The 17,973-nt window shown below is 77.6% G+C and carries 19 protein-coding genes; 13 read left to right on the forward strand and 6 right to left on the reverse strand.

All coding sequences use genetic code 11. The features are described 5' to 3' along the window. Positions 1 to 3: 3 nt before the first annotated feature. Positions 4 to 981 (reverse strand): 2,3,4,5-tetrahydropyridine-2,6-dicarboxylate N-succinyltransferase, encoded by a 978-nt coding sequence (gene dapD, locus ACRYMY_RS08470; RefSeq protein ID WP_432546824.1) that lies wholly within the window; start codon positions 979 to 981, stop codon positions 4 to 6. Between the two features lie 89 nt (positions 982 to 1,070). Between dapD and dapE the strand changes: the two genes are divergently transcribed. From dapE to ACRYMY_RS08505, 7 genes are all read left to right on the forward strand, one after another. After that, positions 1,071 to 2,243: a succinyl-diaminopimelate desuccinylase gene (gene dapE, locus ACRYMY_RS08475; RefSeq protein ID WP_432546845.1), complete on the forward strand. Its 1,173-nt coding sequence runs from the start codon at positions 1,071 to 1,073 to the stop codon at positions 2,241 to 2,243. Beyond that, a complete protein-coding gene (locus ACRYMY_RS08480) occupies positions 2,240 to 2,878 on the forward strand; it encodes an LOG family protein (RefSeq protein ID WP_432546825.1) in 639 nt (212 codons plus the stop codon). The genes dapE and ACRYMY_RS08480 overlap by 4 nt, the downstream gene beginning before the upstream one ends. Next, the gene (locus ACRYMY_RS08485; protein ID WP_432546826.1) at positions 2,875 to 3,159 is read left to right on the forward strand and encodes a DivIVA domain-containing protein; all 285 of its coding nucleotides are present in this window, start codon (positions 2,875 to 2,877) and stop codon (positions 3,157 to 3,159) included. Before ACRYMY_RS08480 ends, ACRYMY_RS08485 begins: the two co-directional genes overlap by 4 nt. A gap of 31 nt (positions 3,160 to 3,190) precedes the next feature. Further along, a complete protein-coding gene (locus ACRYMY_RS08490) occupies positions 3,191 to 3,679 on the forward strand; it encodes an SRPBCC family protein (RefSeq protein ID WP_432546827.1) in 489 nt (162 codons plus the stop codon). Continuing rightward, positions 3,679 to 4,971 carry a hypothetical protein gene (locus ACRYMY_RS08495; protein WP_432546828.1) on the forward strand — a complete coding sequence of 431 codons (1,293 nt, stop codon included), beginning with the start codon at positions 3,679 to 3,681 and terminating at the stop codon, positions 4,969 to 4,971. The genes ACRYMY_RS08490 and ACRYMY_RS08495 overlap by 1 nt, the downstream gene beginning before the upstream one ends. 172 nt (positions 4,972 to 5,143) lie before the next feature. Continuing rightward, a complete protein-coding gene (locus ACRYMY_RS08500) occupies positions 5,144 to 5,311 on the forward strand; it encodes a DUF3117 domain-containing protein (protein WP_166617328.1) in 168 nt (55 codons plus the stop codon). Between the two features lie 108 nt (positions 5,312 to 5,419). Beyond that, complete coding sequence (locus tag ACRYMY_RS08505) at positions 5,420 to 7,090, forward strand: leucyl aminopeptidase family protein (RefSeq protein WP_432546829.1); 1,671 nt, start codon at positions 5,420 to 5,422, stop codon at positions 7,088 to 7,090. Between the two features lie 9 nt (positions 7,091 to 7,099). Here ACRYMY_RS08505 and ACRYMY_RS08510 read toward each other — a convergent pair whose 3' ends face one another. After that, positions 7,100 to 7,744, reverse strand: a complete 645-nt coding sequence (locus ACRYMY_RS08510; protein ID WP_432546830.1) for an O-methyltransferase — start codon at positions 7,742 to 7,744, stop codon at positions 7,100 to 7,102. Between the two features lie 213 nt (positions 7,745 to 7,957). Here ACRYMY_RS08510 and sigE point away from each other — a divergent pair, with 213 nt between their 5' ends. From sigE to ACRYMY_RS08530, 4 genes are read left to right on the forward strand one after another with little or no spacing between them, the layout of a single operon-like run. After that, entirely contained in the window at positions 7,958 to 8,677 is a 720-nt protein-coding gene (sigE, locus tag ACRYMY_RS08515; protein WP_432546831.1) for an RNA polymerase sigma factor SigE, read from the forward strand. Then, positions 8,674 to 9,246 (forward strand): anti-sigma factor family protein, encoded by a 573-nt coding sequence (locus ACRYMY_RS08520; protein WP_432546832.1) that lies wholly within the window; start codon positions 8,674 to 8,676, stop codon positions 9,244 to 9,246. Before sigE ends, ACRYMY_RS08520 begins: the two co-directional genes overlap by 4 nt. Further along, complete coding sequence (locus ACRYMY_RS08525) at positions 9,243 to 10,601, forward strand: S1C family serine protease (protein WP_432546833.1); 1,359 nt, start codon at positions 9,243 to 9,245, stop codon at positions 10,599 to 10,601. Before ACRYMY_RS08520 ends, ACRYMY_RS08525 begins: the two co-directional genes overlap by 4 nt. A gap of 9 nt (positions 10,602 to 10,610) precedes the next feature. Further along, complete coding sequence (locus tag ACRYMY_RS08530) at positions 10,611 to 11,045, forward strand: twin-arginine translocase TatA/TatE family subunit (protein ID WP_432546834.1); 435 nt, start codon at positions 10,611 to 10,613, stop codon at positions 11,043 to 11,045. Between the two features lie 46 nt (positions 11,046 to 11,091). Here ACRYMY_RS08530 and ACRYMY_RS08535 read toward each other — a convergent pair whose 3' ends face one another. Genes ACRYMY_RS08535 through ACRYMY_RS08550 form a run of 4 tightly spaced genes read right to left on the reverse strand, consistent with a single transcriptional unit; the run spans position 11,092 to position 16,016 of the window. Then, a complete protein-coding gene (locus tag ACRYMY_RS08535) occupies positions 11,092 to 12,216 on the reverse strand; it encodes an Mrp/NBP35 family ATP-binding protein (protein ID WP_432546835.1) in 1,125 nt (374 codons plus the stop codon). A gap of 51 nt (positions 12,217 to 12,267) precedes the next feature. After that, on the reverse strand, positions 12,268 to 14,013 hold the full coding sequence (locus ACRYMY_RS08540; RefSeq protein ID WP_432546836.1) for a GspE/PulE family protein: 1,746 nt from the start codon (positions 14,011 to 14,013) through the stop codon (positions 12,268 to 12,270). Positions 14,014 to 14,059: 46 nt separating this feature from the next. After that, entirely contained in the window at positions 14,060 to 14,746 is a 687-nt protein-coding gene (locus ACRYMY_RS08545) for a DUF1003 domain-containing protein (RefSeq protein ID WP_432546837.1), read from the reverse strand. Then, the gene (locus tag ACRYMY_RS08550) at positions 14,739 to 16,016 is read right to left on the reverse strand and encodes a magnesium transporter MgtE N-terminal domain-containing protein (RefSeq protein ID WP_432546838.1); all 1,278 of its coding nucleotides are present in this window, start codon (positions 16,014 to 16,016) and stop codon (positions 14,739 to 14,741) included. The genes ACRYMY_RS08545 and ACRYMY_RS08550 overlap by 8 nt, the downstream gene beginning before the upstream one ends. A 62-nt stretch (positions 16,017 to 16,078) precedes the next feature. Between ACRYMY_RS08550 and ACRYMY_RS08555 the strand changes: the two genes are divergently transcribed. Continuing rightward, the gene (locus tag ACRYMY_RS08555; RefSeq protein WP_432546839.1) at positions 16,079 to 16,681 is read left to right on the forward strand and encodes a Dps family protein; all 603 of its coding nucleotides are present in this window, start codon (positions 16,079 to 16,081) and stop codon (positions 16,679 to 16,681) included. A gap of 418 nt (positions 16,682 to 17,099) precedes the next feature. Then, positions 17,100 to 17,973: YflT domain-containing protein (locus ACRYMY_RS08560; RefSeq protein WP_432546846.1), on the forward strand; the 874-nt coding region annotated here is incomplete at its 3' end.

Genomic DNA, 17,973 nt, shown 5'->3' on the forward strand with positions numbered 1-17,973 from the left:
CGCTCAGTTGGCGTGCAGCGCGGCGTTGAGCTCCACGCGCACGCCCCTGCGCGGCAGGGCCTCCACGGCACCGGTGACGGAGTTGCGGCGGAACAGCAGCCCGTCGGAGCCGGACAGCTCCCGCGCCGCGACGGTGGCGCGCACGGAACCCGCCTCGTCCAGGACGCTGACCTTCGTGCCCGCCGTGACGTAGGTGCCGGCCTCGACGACGCAGTCGTCGCCCAGCGAGATGCCCGTGCCGGAGTTCGCGCCCAGCAGGGTGCGCTCGCCGATCGAGACGACCTCCTTGCCGCCGCCCGAGAGCGTCCCCATGATCGAGGCGCCGCCGCCGACGTCGGAGCCGTCGCCCACGACGACGCCCGCCGAGATGCGGCCCTCCACCATCGAGGTGCCCAGGGTGCCGGCGTTGTAGTTGACGAAGCCCTCGTGCATCACCGTGGTGCCCGGCGCGAGGTGGGCGCCCAGGCGCACGCGGTCGGCGTCGGCGATCCGCACGCCCGCCGGCGCCACGTAGTCGGTCATCCGCGGGAACTTGTCGATGCCGAACACCGTCACCGGGCCGACGTTGGCGCGCAGCGCCAGGCGGGTGCGCTCGAAGTCGGCGACGGCGCAGGGGCCGTGGTTGGTCCACACCACGTTGGCCAGCACGCCGAAGATCCCCGACACGTCCACCCCGTGCGGGCGCACCAGGCGGTGCGAGAGCAGGTGCAGGCGCAGGTACGCGTCGGCGGCGTCGGCCGGCGCCGCGTCCAGGTCGATCTCGGTGGTGACCACGTGCTTGCGCACCCGGCGGTGGGTGTCGGTGTCCTCCAGCGCGGCCAGCTCCGCCGGGACGTAGTAGGACCCGGTGCCCGGGGCCCGCCCGAGGGCCGGGAAGGGGTACCAGACGTCCAGCACCGTGCCGTCCATCGTCGCCGTGGCCAGGCCGTGGCCCCACGCGCGCCGCTCGTCCACCCGCTGCTCTCCCGCCGCCGTGCTCACGGCGCTCACCCTACGGGGCGGGTGCCCCGGTGCCCGCGGCCGTCCGGCCGCCCGCTGCCACCCCTCGCCGGCGCGCGGCCCTCGTTACTGTGCTGGTCGTGAGCCCCCTCGCGACCTCCCCGACCCCGCCGCGCGCCCCGGCCGACCTGGCCGCGGGAGCGCCCGACGTCGTGGAGCTGACCCGCCGCCTGTGCGACGTGCCCTCCGTCAGCGGCGACGAGCGGGCGCTCGCGGACGCCGTGGAGGCGGCGCTGCGCTCCTTCGGCGGCCCGGGCGGGGTGCTGGAGGTCGTCCGCGACGGCGACGCCGTCGTGGCCCGCACCGCGCTCGGCCGCGCCGAGCGGGTCCTGCTGGCCGGGCACCTGGACACCGTGCCGCTGACCGACCCGCCCAACCTGCCCGTGCGCCGCGAGGAGCACCCCGCCGACGGCGACGTCCTCGTCGGCCGCGGCACGTGCGACATGAAGGGCGGCGTCGCCGTGCAGCTGGCGCTGGCCCGCGAGGCGGCCGCTGCGCCCGACGCGCTCACCCACGACCTGACCTTCGTGTTCTACGACCACGAGGAGGTCGAGGCCGACCGCAACGGCCTGGGCCGCCTCGCGCGCACCGCGCCGGACCTGCTGGCCGCCGACTTCGCCGTCCTGCTGGAGCCGACGTCCGCCGTCGTGGAGGGCGGCTGCAACGGCACCCTGCGCGCGGAGGTGACGACCACGGGCGTCGCCGCCCACTCGGCCCGCTCCTGGCGCGGCGTCAACGCCATCCACGCGGCCGCGGACGTCCTGGCCCGGCTGGCGCGCTACGAGCCGCGCACCGTCGACGTCGACGGCCTGGCCTACCGCGAGGGGCTCAACGCCGTCGCCGTGACCGGCGGCATCGCCGGCAACGTCGTGCCCGACCGCTGCACCGTCACCGTCAACTACCGCTTCGCGCCCGCGTGGAGCGCCGCCGAGGCCGAGCAGCACGTGCGCGAGGTGTTCGCCGGCCACGACGTGCGCATCACCGACGCCGCCGAGGGCGCTCGCCCCGGCCTGGACCTGCCGGCGGCCGCCGCGTTCGTCGCCCGCACGGGGGAGAGCGCGCGCCCCAAGTACGGCTGGACGGACGTGGCGCGCTTCTCCGCCCTCGGCGTGCCCGCCGTCAACTTCGGCCCCGGCGACCCCTCCACCGCCCACGCCGACGACGAGCGCTGCCCGGTGCAGGACCTGCACCGGTGCCTGGCCGCGCTGCGGTCGTGGCTGCTGCCCGAGGGGGGCGCGGCGTGAGCACCATCTGCCTGTACGGCAGCGCCAGCGGGGGCATCGACCCCGCCCACGTCGAGCTGGCCGCCCGCGTGGGCCGGCTGATCGCCGAGCGCGGGCACGACCTCGTCTACGGCGGCGGCGGCACCTCGGTGATGGGCGCCGCCGAGGCCGCCGCGCGCGCCGCCGGCGCCCGCACCACCGGGGTCATCCCGAAGGCGCTCGTGGAGCTGGAGCTGCCCCCGGACGCGCTGCACGAACTCGTCGTCACCCGCGACATGCGCGAGCGCAAGGCCGAGATGGAGGCGCGCGCCGACGCGTTCGTGGTGCTGCCCGGCGGCCTGGGCACCCTGGAGGAGCTGTTCGAGATCTGGGTGGCGCGCACCATCGGCCTGCACACCAAGCCGCTGGCCGTCCTCGACTCCGGTGGCCACTACGCGGGGCTGCGCACGTGGCTGACCTCGCTGGTGGACCGGGGCTTCGCCCGGCCGATGGTGCTGGACGTCGTCCACTGGACCGACGACCCGGTCGACGCGCTGGACCACCTCGAGCGCGCCTCCCGCGAGCGCGTGAGCCTGCCGTCCTCGGAGATCGTCGGCACCTTCGTCGACTTCCCCGGCGAGGAGCTGCCCGGCGGGCGGGGGGAGCCGCGCCCGTGACCGTCGTGCTGGTGGCCCTCGTCGTCGTCGTGGCCGGCCTGGTGGCCGCCGTGGTCGCCGGCCGCGTCACCGGCGGGCTGGGCCCGTCCACGTCGAGCCGGCCCCACCGGGGCCTGCCCGAGGGGCCCGTGGCGGCCGCCGACGTGGACGCCGTGCGCTTCTCCCTGGGCCTGCGCGGCTACCGCATGGACGAGGTGGACGCCGTCCTGGACCGCCTGCGCGAGGAGATCCGCGAGCGCGACGAGGAGCTGGCCGCCTGGCGCAGCGCGGACGACCTGTGAGCGGGGCGCGCGCGGGCGGCGAGGTGGCCCGGTGACCGTCGTCGCCTTCACCGCCACCGCCCTGTTCCGGGCACCCGCCGCGCGCGTCTTCGACGTCCTCACCGACTGGCCGCGCCAGAGCGCCTGGGTGCCCGCCACCGCGGTGTTCCGGCTGCCGGGTCCCGTGGCCGGCCCCGGCGAGCGGTTCGTCGGCCGCACGGGCGTCGGGCCGCTGGCCTTCGACGACGAGATGCTCGTCACCAGCTGGCGAGCGCCCGCGCCGGGGCGCGCCGGGCGCGTGGAGGTGGTCAAGACGGGCCGCCTGCTGGGCGGCACCGTCTCGCTGGGCGTGCGCGACGTCGGCGACGGCTGGGCGCAGGTCGACTGGACCGAGCACGTCGTGCCCCGGCCCGCCGCCCTGGCGTGGGCGGCGGCCGCCGCGGGACCGCTCGGCGCGCTCGCCGGGCGCCGGGGCTTCGAGCTGGTCCTGCGGGCCGCGCGCGCCGACGTCGAGGGCGGCGCGGTCCCGGGTCGCTCCTGATGGCCGCGGGTCCGCCGGCCGCCGGGGGAGCGGGGGCCCGGGCGGCCCCGCCGGGCGGGCCCGGCTCGCCGCTCGTGCTCGGGCTGCTGCTGCGGTGGGCGCGCGCTCCCGTGCTCGTTCGGGTCCTGCTCGTCTACGCCGTCGCCCGCCTGTTCTCGGCCGCCGTCCTGGCCGCCGTCGCCCGCTTCCAGGAGCCGAGCGGCTGGACGCCCGAGGGTGCCGGCTACCGCGACATGCTCGGGCTGTGGGACGCCACCTGGTACCGGCGGATCGCCGAGGACGGCTACCCCGGCGCCGTCCCCCGCGACGGCGACGGCGCGCCGCAGCAGTCCGAGCTGGCGTTCTACCCGGTCTTCCCGCTGCTCGTGCGGGCGCTCGGCGCCGCCGGCCTGCCGTTCGAGACCGCGGGCGCGGCCCTGGCCCTGCTGGCGGGCGCGGCGGCGGCCGTGGGCGCCCACCTCGTCCTGGAGCGGGCCGCCCTGGCGGCGGGCGCCGGCGCGGCCACCGCCCGGCGGGCCGCCTGGAGCGGTGCGGTGCTGCTGTGCGTGTCCCCGCCCTCCCTCGTCTACCAGGTGCCGTACACCGAGGGCCTGGCGCTGGCCCTGCTGACGGGCTTCCTGCTGGCGCTGCTGGACGGCCGCTGGCTGACCGCCTCCGGGCTGGCGCTGCTGCTCGGGCTGACGCGGCCGGTGGCCGTGCCGCTGTCCGCGGTCGTCGTCGTGCACCTGCTGGTGCGGGTGCGCGCCGCCCGGCGGACGGCCTGCGGCGCCCCCGTCCGTCCCGCGGCGCGCGACGTGCTGCGCGCGGGGGTCCTGCTGGCCTCCTCGGCGGCCGCGGCCGGCCTGTGGCCGCTGGCGGCGTGGTCGCTGACGGGCGAGCGCGACGCGTACACCGCGACGATGGGCGCCTGGCGCGCGGACGGGCGGGTGGAGTGGCTGCGGCCGTGGTGGGACGTGTCGCAGTACCTGCTGGGCGACGTCGCCGGGCCGCTCGCGCTGGTGGCGCTGCTGGCCGGGTACGCGGCGCTGGTCCTCTCGCGGCGCGCCGCGGTGCTGGGCCCGGAGCTGCGCACCTGGTGCCTGGCCTACGCCGGCTACCTGCTGCTGGTGCTCGACCCGTTCACCAGCCTGTTCCGCTACCTCGTGCTGCTCTTCCCGCTCGGCGGCCTCGCGGCCCTGCGGCCGGGCCGGCGCGGCACCCTGTGGGCGCTGGTGGCGGCCTCGCTGGCGCTGCACGTGGTGTGGGTGGCGTGGCTGTGGCGCTTCTCCCCGCCGGCGGACTGGCCGCCGTGACGCGCCCCCCGGCGCGACCGGCGGCACGGCCCGGGAACGCCCGGCCGGGTGCTCCCGGTGCGCCCCGCACCGCGGCGGCCCGCCCGGTGGGGGATGATGGTCACCCACGCCGACCGCGGCACCCGGCTGCGGGTGGGCGCGCGGACGCGACGACGAGAGAGGACGCACACCGATGGCGGCCATGAAGCCGAGGACCGGGGACGGTCCGCTGGAGGTCACCAAGGAGGGGCGCGGCATCGTCCTGCGCATGCCGCTGGAAGGCGGTGGTCGTCTCGTCGTCGAGATGACGCCGGACGAGGCGAGCGCCCTCGGGGAGGCCATCACCTCGGTCGTGGGCTGAGGTCGTCGTCGCGGGGCGGGCACCTCGGGTGCCCGCCCCGCGGCGTCCCCGCCCCGGCACCGACCGCACCCGCCGACACGCCCGCCCCGGGCAGGACAGGACGCCGCTGTGCCCGCGAACACCCCCGCGAAGCCCCTCGGGAAGACCCCCGCGAAGGCCCCCGCCCCCGAGCTGCGCCCCTGGCGCGCCCCGCGCGTCCTGACCGCCGCCGGCCCGCTGGCCGCCCTGTCCGCCGACGACCTGGCCGGTTACGGCGTCCTCGCGGTGCCCGTGGCCCCCGGCGGGACACCCGACGAGGCGCCCGGCGGCGGGTCCGCGGGACCGGACGCGCCGCCCGCGGTGCTGCCGCGCCCCGGTGCGGCCGACGCGGCCGTGCGCTACGACCTGGACCTGGCCGCCGAGTGCGCCGCCGAGCGCGTCAGCGGCCGCGCCGGCACGGCCGTGCGCCTGCCCGTGCGCGCTCCCGCCGGCTGGCCGCGCGTCCTGCACGTCGTCGGCGCGGGGACGTCCAGCCCGGCCGACCTGCGCCGCGCCGCCGCCGCCCTGGCCCGCGCCGCCGGCCCGCGCGAGGACGTCGTGACGACCCTGGCCGACGGCACCGGCCCGGCCGGGGTGCGCGCCGTCGTCGAGGGCTTCCTGCTCGCCTCGTGGACGCCGCCGGCGGCCGGTCATCGCGCCCGCGGCGACGAGCCCGCCGACCAGCCCGCCGGCGGGGACGGCGCGCGCCGCCTGCTGCTCGTGGGCGACGTGGCCGCCGCCGACGTCGAGGCCGGGCTGGCCGCCGCCGCCGCGACCGTCCTGGCCCGGGACCTGGCCGCCACCCCCTCCAACCTCAAGGACCCCGCGTGGACGGCGGCCCGCGCGCGCGAGGTCGCCGCGGCCGGGCGGCTGCGCGTCGACGTGCGCGACGCCGCGCGGCTGGAGCGCGAGGGGTTCGGCGGGCTGGTCGCCGTCGGCGGCGCCTCCGCCTCGCCGCCGGCCCTCGTCGAGGTCGCCCACGTCCCGCGCGGGCGCGGTGCCCGCAGCGCCCCGCACGTCGTCCTCGTCGGCAAGGGCATCACGTTCGACACCGGGGGGCTGTCGCTGAAGCCGCGCGAGTCGATGGTGTCCATGAAGACCGACATGAGCGGGGCCGCGGCGGTCCTGGCCGCCGTGGCCGGTGCCGCCCGCCGGGAGCTGCCGCTGCGCGTGACGGGGCTGCTGCCGCTGGCCGAGAACGCCCTCGGCGCCTCCTCCTACCGCCCGGGCGACGTGGTGACCCACTACGGCGGGCGCACCACCGAGGTCGCCAACACCGACGCCGAGGGCCGCCTGGTCCTGGCCGACGCCCTCGCCTACGCCGACGCCCGGCTGGAGCCGGACCTCGTGGTGGACGTCGCGACGCTGACGGGCGCCGCCACGCAGGGCCTGGGCAAGCGGCACGGGGCCCTGTTCACCGGTGACGAGGAGCTGGCCGCCGCTCTGCTCGCGGCGGGCGAGGCGTCGGGGGAGCGGCTGTGGCGCATGCCCATGGTGGAGGAGTACGCCGAGCTCGTGGAGTCCCACGTCGCCGACGCCCGGCAGGTCGCGGGCGTACCCGGCGCGGGGGCGGGCGCGATCGTCGCCGCCCTGTTCCTGCGGCCCTTCGCGGGCGGGCGCCGCTGGGCGCACCTGGACATCGCCGGGCCCGCCCGCGCGGACGCGCCCGAGCACGAGGTGCCGCGCGGGGCGACCGGCTTCGGCGCGCGCCTGCTGCTGACGTGGCTGGAGCAGCTGGCGGGGCCGGCTCTGGAGCGCTGAGCGGCCCGCTCAGGCGCGCTTGACCGCCAGCAGCAGGCCGTCGCCGCACGGCAGCAGGGCCGGCGTCCAGCGCTCGTCCTCGCGCACGGCGTCGCCCACCGCGCGCATCGCGGCCGTGGCGGCGTCGCGGGCGGCCGGGTCGGCCACCCGGCCGTTCCACAGGGCGTCGTCGACGGCGAGCAGCCCGCCGGGGCGCAGCAGCCGCAGCGCCTGCTCCAGGTAGGCGGAGTACTCGCGCTCGTCGCCGTCCAGCAGCACCAGGTCGTAGGCGGCGTCGGACAGGCGGGGCAGCACCTCCAGCGCGCGGCCGGGGATCAGCCGCGCGCGGTTGCTGCGCACGCCCTCGTCGGCCAGGGCCTCGCGGGCCGCGCGCTGGCGCTCGCCGTCGGTGTCGATGCTCGTGAGGACCCCGTCCTCGGGCATGCCGCGCAGCAGCGCCAGCGTCGAGACACCGGCGCCGGTGCCGACCTCCACGGCCGTGCGGGCGCGCACCGCGGCGGCCAGGACCGTCAGGGCCGCCGCCACCCCGGGCGGGACCGGGTCCGCGTCGAGGTCGGCCGCGCGGGCGCGGGCGGCCTGCAGCACCTCGTCCTCGGGGACGAACTGCTCGGCGTAGGCCCAGCTGGCCGGCTGCTTGGCGGGGGTCGGCGACACGCCCGGGAGCCTAGCGCGGCGGCCCGGTCCCGCCCGGAGAGCGCGGGACGCAGCGCGACGGTCCCGCCGCGCTGCGCGACGGGCCTGCGGGCGCGGGGTCCTCCGGTCGGGGGACCCGGGGAACCGCCCGTCTCCGACCTGCGTTGGAACCCACGCCGACCACGGGCCCGTCCGGGGCCCCGCGGCTGGCTGAGCGAGGAGGAGTGGGGGAGCATGGGAGCTGCAGCGGTGCCGTGGACGGCACCGGTCCCGGCCCGTTCCAGGAGGACCAGCGTGCGTGACACCACCGGCCCGTCCGGTGACCCCGCCCCGACCCGGCCCGACGCCGCCCCCGTGACGGCGGCGCTGCCGTCGTCGGCCTGGGTGCCGCCGACGTGGGACGAGGTGGTGCGCGACCACTCCGCGCGCGTGTACCGGCTGGCCTACCGCCTCACGGGCAACCGCCACGACGCCGAGGACCTCACGCAGGAGGTCTTCGTGCGCGTCTTCCGCTCGCTGTCCAACTACCAGCCGGGCACCTTCGAGGGCTGGCTGCACCGCATCACCACCAACCTGTTCCTCGACCAGGTCCGCCGCAAGCAGCGCATCCGCTTCGACGCCCTCGCCGAGGACGCCGGCGACCGCCTGCCCAGCACCGACGTCGGCCCCGAGCGCGCCTTCGAGCACCGCAACCTCGACGACGACGTGCAGACCGCCCTCGACGCCCTGCCGCCGGACTTCCGCGCCGTGGTCGTCCTGTGCGACATCGAGGGCCTCAGCTACGAGGAGATCGCCGCGACGCTGGGGGTGAAGCTGGGCACCGTGCGCAGCCGCATCCACCGCGGCCGCGCCCAGCTGCGCGAGGCGCTCTCCCACCGCGCGCCGCGCCCGCCGGCCGCCCCGCGCGTGCCGGGCGCCGCCCCCTCGACCGCCCTCGGCGGGGAGGGCGCGTGAGCGGACCGCACCTCGGCGCCCGGGTGAGCACCCTCGTCGACGGGCGGCTCGCCCCCGACGCCCACGCCCGCGCGCAGGAGCACCTGCGCGGTTGCTGCGAGTGCGCGGAGGCGGTGGACGCCGAGCGCCTCGTGCGCGACCGGCTCGCCTCCCTGCCCGCCCCGCAGCTCTCCCAGGACCTCCTGACCCGCCTGCTCGACATCGGCGGGCCGTCCGGCCCGCTGCCGCCGCGCGACGGTGCCATCGCCCAGCCCGCGCGACCCGTCGTGGGCGTCGCCCCGCCCTCGCGCGCCGACGCCACCCGCCCCGGCCGCGGCGCGGGGTCGTCCAGCTCCCCGGCGCGCCGGCGCGGGCTGCGCCGCCGGCCGCTGGCCGCGGCCCTGGTCGGCACGTTCTCGCTGCTCGGGGCGGGTCTCGTGGGCGCCGTCGTCCTCGGCGTCGGCGGCGACGCGCCCTCGCCGGTGGCCGAGCTGCGCACCCGCCCGTCGGTGTCCCCGGCACCCACGCCGCCGGCGGCCACGCTGGAGCCGACGACCGGCCCCGCGACCGCGCCGCCCGCCGCGCCGTGAGCGCGCCCGAGGGGCCGGACCGGGACGACCGCTGGCCCGCCGGCGACCCCTGGCGCACCGGTCCCGAGCACGACCGGGACCGCGAACCCGAGCGCGGCCGCTCCGGGGACGCCCACCGCGCCCCCGGTCCGGACGCGCCACCGCCCGCCCACGGCTCGCCGTGGTCCCAGCCCGTGCCCGCGGGCCGCGACTACTGGGAGCAGCAGTGGCAGCAGCAGCAGTGGGGCGGGCCGGACCGCCGCCGCCGCAGCCGCGGCGCCCAGCAGCTCGTCGTGGCCACCGGCGTCCTGGCCCTCGGCCTCGTCGGCGGCCTCGCCGGGGGCGCGCTGTGGGACCGCCTGGACACCGTCGCGCCCGCGGCCGTCTACCCCGCGGTCGACATCCCGCAGCCCTCCCCGGGCACCACCGAGCGGCCCGCGGGCACCACCGCCGCCATCGCCGCGGCGGCCCTGCCCAGCGTGGTGGCGCTGCAGGTGCAGACCCAGCAGGGCTCCGGCACGGGGTCCGGCTTCGTCCTGGACGCCTCCGGGGGCGACTCCGCGTTCATCCTCACCAACAACCACGTCGTGGCCGGTGCGGTGCCCGGCGGGGTGACCATCGCCTTCGAGGACGGCGTGCAGGCGCCCGGCGAGGTCGTCGGCGCCGATGCCTCCTACGACCTGGCCGTCGTCCGCGTCGAGCGCGAGGGCCTGCGGCCCCTGCCGCTGGGCGACTCCTCCGCCGTCGTCGTCGGGGACCGGGTGGTCGCCGTCGGCGCCCCGCTGGGGCTGCAGGGCACGGTGACCGAGGGCATCGTCTCGGCCCTCAACCGCCCCGTCTCGGCGGGCGACCCGGCGCAGGCGCCCTCCTACATCCAGGCCATCCAGACCGACGCGGCCATCAACCCCGGCAACTCCGGCGGCCCGCTGCTCAACAGCGCCGGGGAGGTGATCGGCGTCAACTCCGCCATCGCCGCCCTGCCCGGGCAGACCAGCGCCGGCGGCAGCATCGGCCTGGGCTTCTCCATCCCCTCCGAGCAGGCCCGCCGCACCGCCGAGCAGCTCATCCGCACCGGCCGCGCCGTGCACCCGGTCATCGGCATCAGCCTCAGCAACGCCTACGACGGCGAGGGCGTCCAGATCGCCACCGGCCCGGCCCCCGACGGCACCCCGCCCGTGACGCCGGGCGGTGCCGGCGAGCAGGCCGGCCTGCAGCCGGGCGACGTCATCCTCGCGGTCCAGGGCCGACCCGTCACCACGCCCGAGGAGCTCATCGTCGACGTCCGCGCCCGCCAGGTCGGCGACACGGTCACCCTGACCGTGCGCCGGGGCGGGTCCACGGACGAGGTCGAGGTGACCCTCCAGGCGGACAGCTAGACTCGCGGCGTGTTCGGCATCAACGGCGGCGAGCTCGTCGTCCTGCTCGTCGTGGCGCTCCTGGTCCTGGGACCGGAGCGCCTGCCCCAGTACGCCGAGCAGCTGGCGCAGCTCGTCAAGTCCGTGCGCCGGTTCGCCAAGGGCGCGCAGGCGCAGATGCGCGAGGAGCTCGGCCCCGAGTTCGACGACATCGACTGGCAGAAGCTCGACCCCCGCCAGTACGACCCGCGCCGCATCGTGCGCGACGCGCTGTCGGACGTGTGGGACGACGAGCCGGCGCCGAAGAAGACCAACGGCGCCACGGCCGCGCGCGCCAAGGGCACGAACGGCACCGGGACGAACGGCACCGCGAAGAACGGCACCGCGAACGGCTCCGGGCTGTCCCTGCGCAAGGAGGGTTCGGGCGATCGCGCCTCGGTGCCCTTCGACGAGGACGCCACCTGAGCGTCGCCCACCGCCGAGGGCGCCGCGGCCCCGCCGGGGCGCGCCCTCAGGCGACGCTGACGCCCAGTCGCCGCCCCGCCAGGCCCCGCGGTCGCCGCGCCAGCGAGCGCGCCAGGTCCCGCAGCACGACCGCCGCCGGGCTGTCCGGGTCGCGCAGCACCACCGGCAGGCCCTCGTCGCCGCCCTCGCGCAGCGCCACGTCCATCGGCACCTGCGCCAGCAGCGGCACGTCCTGACCCAGTCGCTCCGTGAGGTTGCGGGCCACGACCTGGCCGCCGCCGGAGCCGAAGACCTCCAGCCGCGAGCCGTCCGGCAGCGGCAGCCAGCTCATGTTCTCCACCACGCCCGCCACCCGCTGCTCCGTCTGGACGGCCACCGCGCCGGCGCGCTCGGCGACCTCCGAGGCCGCGGTCTGCGGGGTGGTGACCACCAGCACCTCCGCGCGCGGCAGCAGCTGTCCCACGCTGATGGCGATGTCGCCCGTGCCGGGCGGCAGGTCCAGCAGCAGCACGTCCAGGTCGCCCCAGAACACCTCGCTGGCGAACTGCTGCAGCGCCCGGTGCAGCATCGGACCGCGCCAGGCCACCGGCTCGTTGCCGGGCACGAACATGCCGATCGAGATGACCCGCACGCCGTGCGAGACCGGCGGGATCATCATGTCGTCCACGCGGGTGGGGCGGCCGGTCACGCCCAGCAGCTTGGGGACCGAGAAGCCGTGGACGTCGGCGTCCAGCACCCCCACGGCCAGGCCGTCGGCGGCCATCGCCGCGGCCAGGTTCACCGTCACGCTGGACTTGCCCACCCCGCCCTTGCCGGAGGCCACCGCGTACACGCGGGTCAGGTTGCCCGGGTCGTTGAAGGGGATCGTGGGCGCGGCGCCCGTGGTGCCGCGCAGCGAGGTCGTCAGCGCCCGGCGCTGCTCGGCGTTCATCTCGCCGAAGGCCAGCCGCACCCCGGCGGCCCCCGAGCGGCGCACCGCGGCCGTGACGTCGGTGCTCAGGCGCTCGCGCATCGGGCACGCCGCCGTCGTCAGCAGCACGCGCACGTCCACCACGCCGTCGGCGCCGACCTCCACGCGGTCGACCATCCCCAGCTCGGTGATGGGCCGGTGCAGCTCCGGGTCCTCGACCGTCGCCAGCTGGGCGCGGACGTCGTCGGGCGTCACAGGCATGGCGCCAGCGTACGTGCCGCCCCCGGTCCCGCCCGCTCGCGGGGAGGGGCCTCAGCCGGCCGTGACGCGCACGACCTCCTCGAAGGTCGTCTCGCCGCGGATCGCCTTGGCCAGCGCCGACTGCCGCAGCGTCGACATCCCGATGCGCGCGGCCTCCTCGCCCAGCGCCGACTCCGTGGGCGTGGTCATGAGGACCTTGCGCACGCTCGGCACGACGTCGAGGACCTCGTACACGGCCGTGCGGCCGCGGTAGCCGGTGCCGCCGCACTCCGGGCACCCGGTGCCGCGCAGCGGGGTGGCGTCGAGGATGTCCTCGATCGTCAGGCCCAGCAGCGCCAGGACGTCCTCGTCGGGGATGTAGCCGTCCGCGCACGACTCGCACGGCCGGCGGACCAGGCGCTGGGCCACCGCGGCCGTCAGGGAGCTGGCCACCAGGAAGGGCGCGGCGCCCATGTCCACCAGGCGGGTCAGCGCGCCGACCGCCGAGTTGGTGTGCAGGGTCGTCAGCACCAGGTGGCCCGTCATCGACGCCTTCAGCGCCAGCTCGGCGGTCTCGGCGTCGCGGACCTCGCCGATGAGGACGATGTCGGGGTCCTGGCGCAGCACCGAGCGCAGCCCGGCCGAGAAGGTCATCCCGACCTTCGCGTTGACCTGCACCTGCGTGATGCCGGGCAGCTGGACCTCGACGGGGTCCTCCAGCGTGATGATGTTCTTCTCCGGCGACATCGTCGCGTGGATGGCCGCGTAGAGGGTGTTCGTCTTGCCCGAGCCGGTGGGGCCGGTGATGAGCACCAGGCCCTGCGGCACGCTCAGCGCCCGCGTGAAGACCTCCAGCTGGTCGGGCTCGAAGCCCAGCGACTCCAGCGCCGGCACGTCGTCGCCGCGCGTCAGCAGGCGGATGACGACCTTCTCCCCGTGCAGGGCCGGCAGCGTCGAGACGCGGCAGTCGATGGCGGCGCCGTCCACGGTGACGCGGGTGCGGCCGTCCTGCGGGACGCGCCGCTCCGAGATGTCCAGCCCCGAGATGATCTTGATGCGGCTGATGACGGACGGCGCGACCCGCTTGGGGGCGCTCATCACGTCGCGCAGCAGGCCGTCGACGCGGAAGCGCACCCGCAGGCCGTCGCGCTGGGACTCCAGGTGGATGTCCGAGCAGCGCAGCCGCACCGCGTCGGACAGGATCCGGTTGACGAGCTTGACGATGGGGGCGTCGTCGTCGACCGAGCCGCTCAGCTGGGCGGCGGCGGTCTCGTCCTCGTCGTCGTCGGTGGCCGCCTCCACCATCCGCGAGACCTGCGAGGTGTCCTCGGTCAGCGACCACGCGCGCGCCAGGTGGTCGCGGATCTGGGAGTCGGTGGCCACGACGACGTGCAGCTCGGGCGTGCGGGTGTAGAGCTTGACGTCGTCCAGCGCGAGGACGTTCGTCGGGTCCGCGGCCGCCACGAGCAGGTACTCCGGCGTCTTGTCCAGCACCAGCACGCGGCAGCGCTCGGCCACCGCCCGCGGCAGCAGGCGCACCACGTCCGGGGCCAGCACGAGGCGCGAGAGGTCCACGTGCTCGAGGTTCAGCAGCTCCGCCAGGCACTGCGCCAGCTCGCCCTCGGTGACCATGCCCAGCTCGACGAGGATCTGGCCCAGCCGCCGGCGCGGGCCCTCCACCTCGCGCTGCTGCGCCAGGGCGACGTCGAGGTCCTCCGGCAGCAGCAGGCCCTTCTCGACGAGGACGTCGCCGAGCCGCCGGCGCACCTGGGCGGGCGGGGTGCTCGAGGTCGCGGGCACGTCGTCGAGGGTGGTCACCCGCAGAGCATCGGCAGCCCGCGGCGGCGGGTTGAGCCGGAGCCCCTCAGCCGCGCGGGGCGTGCGCCGCGGGCAGGGCGGGGGAGGCCGGGCCGTCACCGGCCAGCGGGTCGGCCGTCCCGGGACCCTCGGAGCCGTCCTCGGCGACGTCCTCGACGCGCTTGCGCTTCTTGCCGCCCTTGCGCTTGGCCGCCGGGCGCTCCTCGTCGGCGACCAGCTCCTCCAGCAGGCTGCGCAGCTCCGAGCGCACGAAGTCGCGGGTCGCCACGTCGCCCAGCGCGGTGCGCAGCGCCGCCACCTCGCGGGTCAGGTACTCGGTGTCCGCCAGGGCGCGCTCGTCGCGCGCGCGGTCCTGCTCGTTGAGGACGCGGTCGCGGTCGTCCTGGCGGTTCTGCGCCAGCAGGATCAGCGGCGCCGCGTACGAGGCCTGCAGCGACAGCATCAGCGTCAGCAGCGTGTAGTTGAGGGTCTTGGGGTCGAACTGCAGCGAGGGGGGCATGAACGTGTTCCACGCCAGCCAGACGGCCACGAACGCCGTCATGTACACGAGGAAGCGCCCCGTGCCCATGAAGCGGGCGAAGCCCTCCGAGGCGCGGCCGAAGGCGTCCGGGTCCACGTCGGGCCGGCTCAGCAGCTGCCGGCGGCTCTCGCGGGGGACGTCCAGGCTGACCCGCTCGTTCCGCTGGCGGCGCGGCGAGCGGGCGAAGGGGTTGCGGTGCCGGCGCTCAGCCACGTCCCACCTCGAAGATCTGCTCGTCCTGGTCGCGCCAGTCCTGCGGCAGCAGGTGGTCGAGCACGTCGTCGGCCGTCACCGCGCCCAGCAGGTGCCCGTCCTCGTCGACGACGGGCAGCGAGACGAGGTTGTACGCCGCCAGCCGCCGGGTCACCGCCTGCAGCGACTCCTCCGGCGCCAGGGCGTCCACGTCCGTGTCGACGACCTGCCCCAGCGGCGTCGACGGCGGCTCGCGCAGCAGCCGCTGCAGGTGCGCGGTGCCCAGGTAGCGGCCCGTGGGCGTCTCCAGCGGGGGCCGGCACACGTAGACGGCCGAGGCCAGGGGAGGGGTCAGCTCCACCCGGCGCACGTGGGCCAGCGCCTGCGCGACCGTCGCGTCGGGGGCCAGCACCACCGGGTCGGAGGTCATCAGCCCGCCCGCGGTGCGCTCGTCGTAGGCCAGCAGCCGGCGCACCGGGTCCGCCTCGTCCGGCTCCATGAGCGCCAGCAGCCGCTCCGCCTGCTCGGCGGGCAGCTCCGAGAGCAGGTCGGCCGCGTCGTCGGGCTGCATCTCCTCCAGCACGTGCGCGGCGCGGTCGCCCTCCAGCCCGGAGAGGATCTCCACCTGGTCGTCCTCGGGCAGCTCCTCCAGGACGTCGGCCAGCCGCTCGTCGTCCAGGGCCGCGGCGACCTCGTGCCGGCGCTTGGGCGTCAGCTCGTGGATGACCTCCGCCAGGTCGGTGGCCTTCAGCTCCTCGAAGGCCGCCAGCAGGTTGGTCGCGCCCTGCGCGGCGTCGGCGGTGGCCAGCCCCACGACGGCGTCCACGTCGACGGTGAGGGTCTCCCCGCGCCGGCGCAGCCGCCCGCCCAGCCCGCGGTGGGCCTGGCCGCGGCGCAGGAACACCTTCGTCAGGTGCCAGTCGCGCGGGCGCACGGCCTCCATGCCGAGGTCCTCGACGGTGGCGGGCCCGCTGCCGTCCTTGAGGGTCACGGTGCGGTCCAGCAGCTCGCCCAGCAGCAGCGTCTCGCTGCCGCGCTGCTCGAAGCGGCGCATGTTCACCAGGCCCGTCGTGATGACCTGCCCGACGTCGATGCTGGTCACGCGGGTCATCGGCACGAACACCCGGCGCCGGCCGGGGACCTCGACGACCAGGCCGATGACGCGCACGGGCGGCTTGGCACCCACGACGGCCACCAGGTCGCGCACCCGGCCCACCAGGTCCCCCTGCGGGTCGAACACCGAGGTGCCCGCGAGGCGGGCGGCGAAGACGCGCTGGGTGGTGCCGGTCACACGCTCCAGGCTAACGGCCGCTCGACGGGCGGGAGGGCGCCCGCCCTCCTACGGTGGCGGCCATGGCTGGAGAGAGCAACGCCCCCGCGTCCGGCACCCCGCAGTACACCGTCCCGGGCATGAGCACCGAGGACGGCGGCCGGGTCGCGACGATCCTGCAGGACCGCCTCTTCGCGCTGACGGACCTGCACCTGACCCTCAAGCACGTCCACTGGAACGTGGTGGGCCCCCACTTCATCGCCGTGCACGAGATGCTCGACCCGCAGGTCGACGCCGTGCGCGAGATGTCCGACCAGGTCGCCGAGCGCGTCGCCACGCTCGGCGCCTCGCCCAGTGGTACGCCCGGTGCGCTCGTGCGCTCGCGCAGCTGGGACGACTACTCCATCGGCCGGGCCGGGGCCATCGAGCACCTCGGCGCCCTGGACCTCGTCTACTCGGGCGTCATCGGCGACCACCGCCGCGCCATCGAGGAGACCGGTGACCTCGACCCGGTCACCGAGGACCTGCTCATCGGCCAGGCCGGGCAGCTGGAGCAGTACCACTGGTTCGTGCGCGCCCACCTGGAGACCGCCGGCGGCGGCCTGGCCACGGCCGGCGCCACCAGCGAGGTGCAGGCCACCGAGCAGGCGCTGCAGCGCGCCGGCGAGGGCCGCGCCTCCGCCTGACGCCCCGCCCGACCCGCCGGCCCGGTGCCGCCGCACGCCTGCTGAGCAGGTGCTGCGCGCGGTGCCGGGCCGGGCACGTCCCGGGCCCCGGCGACGTTGCACTGATCACGGGGCGAACGCCCCACCCCCGCGGCGCGGCCGCGGGGACGTCCCGACCGGTGAGGAAGTCGCCCATGTCCAACCTCGGACCCCTCGCGGGGGGGCGGGGGGGGGGCCCCCCCCCCCCCCCCCCCGCGCTCGGGGCCCTCGGCCCCCCCCCCGCGGCGCCCCCCCCCCGCCCCCCCCACCCCCCCCACCACCTCCCCGCCCCGGCCGCGGCCGGCCCCCGCCGGCGCCCGCCCCCCCCCCCCCCCCCCCCCCCCCCCCCCCCCCCCCCCCCCCCCCCCCCCCCCCCCCCACGCCGCCCCAGGGCGAGGCGATCGGGCGCTACGGCACCTACGCGGAGGCGCAGCGCGCCGTCGACTTCCTGTCCGACGAGCAGTTCCCCGTGCAGAACGTCACCATCGTCGGCACCGGCCTGCAGATGGTCGAGCGGGTGACCGGGCGCCTGACGTACGCGCGCGCCGCCGGGGCCGGGGCCGCCTCCGGCGCCTGGTTCGGCCTGCTCATCGGTCTCATGCTGTCCGTCTTCGGCAACGCCGGAACCCCCGGGCTGCTGACCGGCCTGCTCATCGGCGCCGGCTTCGGCATGCTCTTCGGCGTCATCTCCTACGCCCTGACCGGCGGGCGGCGCGACTTCACCTCCGCCAGCCAGATCGTGGCGGGGGAGTACACCGTCCTGTGCCAGCCGCAGATGGCGCAGCAGGCCCGGCAGGTGCTGTCCAAGCTGCCCAACGGCTTCGGCCGCGAGGGGGCGCTGGGGTCGGGCGAGCAGCAGCGCTCGCCGTGGCAGGCGCCGCCCCCGCCGCCCGGCGGCCCCGAGGCTCCCGGCTCCCGGTGGGGCGCTCCCGCGGGGCAGTGGGCCCCGCCGCCGCCCGGGTCCGGCCCGGCCGGTGCGCCGCCGCCCCCGCCGGCCCCCTCCGGCGCCTCGCCCGCCAGCGCCACGGCCACCGAGCCGGAGCGCGAGCCGGAGGTGCAGCACGACCTGTCCGGTCCGACCTACGCCGAGAAGGTCGCCGAGCAGCGCCGCGCCCGCCGCGAGGCCGAGCAGCGCGCCCGCGAGGAGGCCGACGGGGGTGCCGGCGCGGGGGGGGGCCGGGCCCCCGCCGGGGGGGGGCCGGCCCCCGGGCGCGCGCCGCCCGGACCCCCCCCCCGCGCGGGGGCGGGGGGGGGGGGGGGGGGGCGCCGGCCCC

It is taken from the genome of Kineococcus haloalkalitolerans (assembly GCF_050871905.1).
Taxonomy (GTDB): Bacteria; Actinomycetota; Actinomycetes; order Actinomycetales; family Kineococcaceae; genus Kineococcus.

Excerpts from the sequence above, each read along its gene's own strand:
- ACRYMY_RS08495 (WP_432546828.1), top strand. The coding sequence starts at position 3,679 with ATGGCCGCGGGTCCGCCGGCCGCCGGGGGAGCGGGGGCCCGGGCGGCC.
- ACRYMY_RS08500 (WP_166617328.1), top strand. The coding sequence starts at position 5,144 with ATGGCGGCCATGAAGCCGAGGACCGGGGACGGTCCGCTGGAGGTCACC.
- sigE (WP_432546831.1), top strand. The coding sequence starts at position 7,958 with ATGGGAGCTGCAGCGGTGCCGTGGACGGCACCGGTCCCGGCCCGTTCC.
- ACRYMY_RS08535 (WP_432546835.1), bottom strand. The coding sequence starts at position 12,216 with ATGCCTGTGACGCCCGACGACGTCCGCGCCCAGCTGGCGACGGTCGAG.
- ACRYMY_RS08555 (WP_432546839.1), top strand. The coding sequence starts at position 16,079 with ATGGCTGGAGAGAGCAACGCCCCCGCGTCCGGCACCCCGCAGTACACC.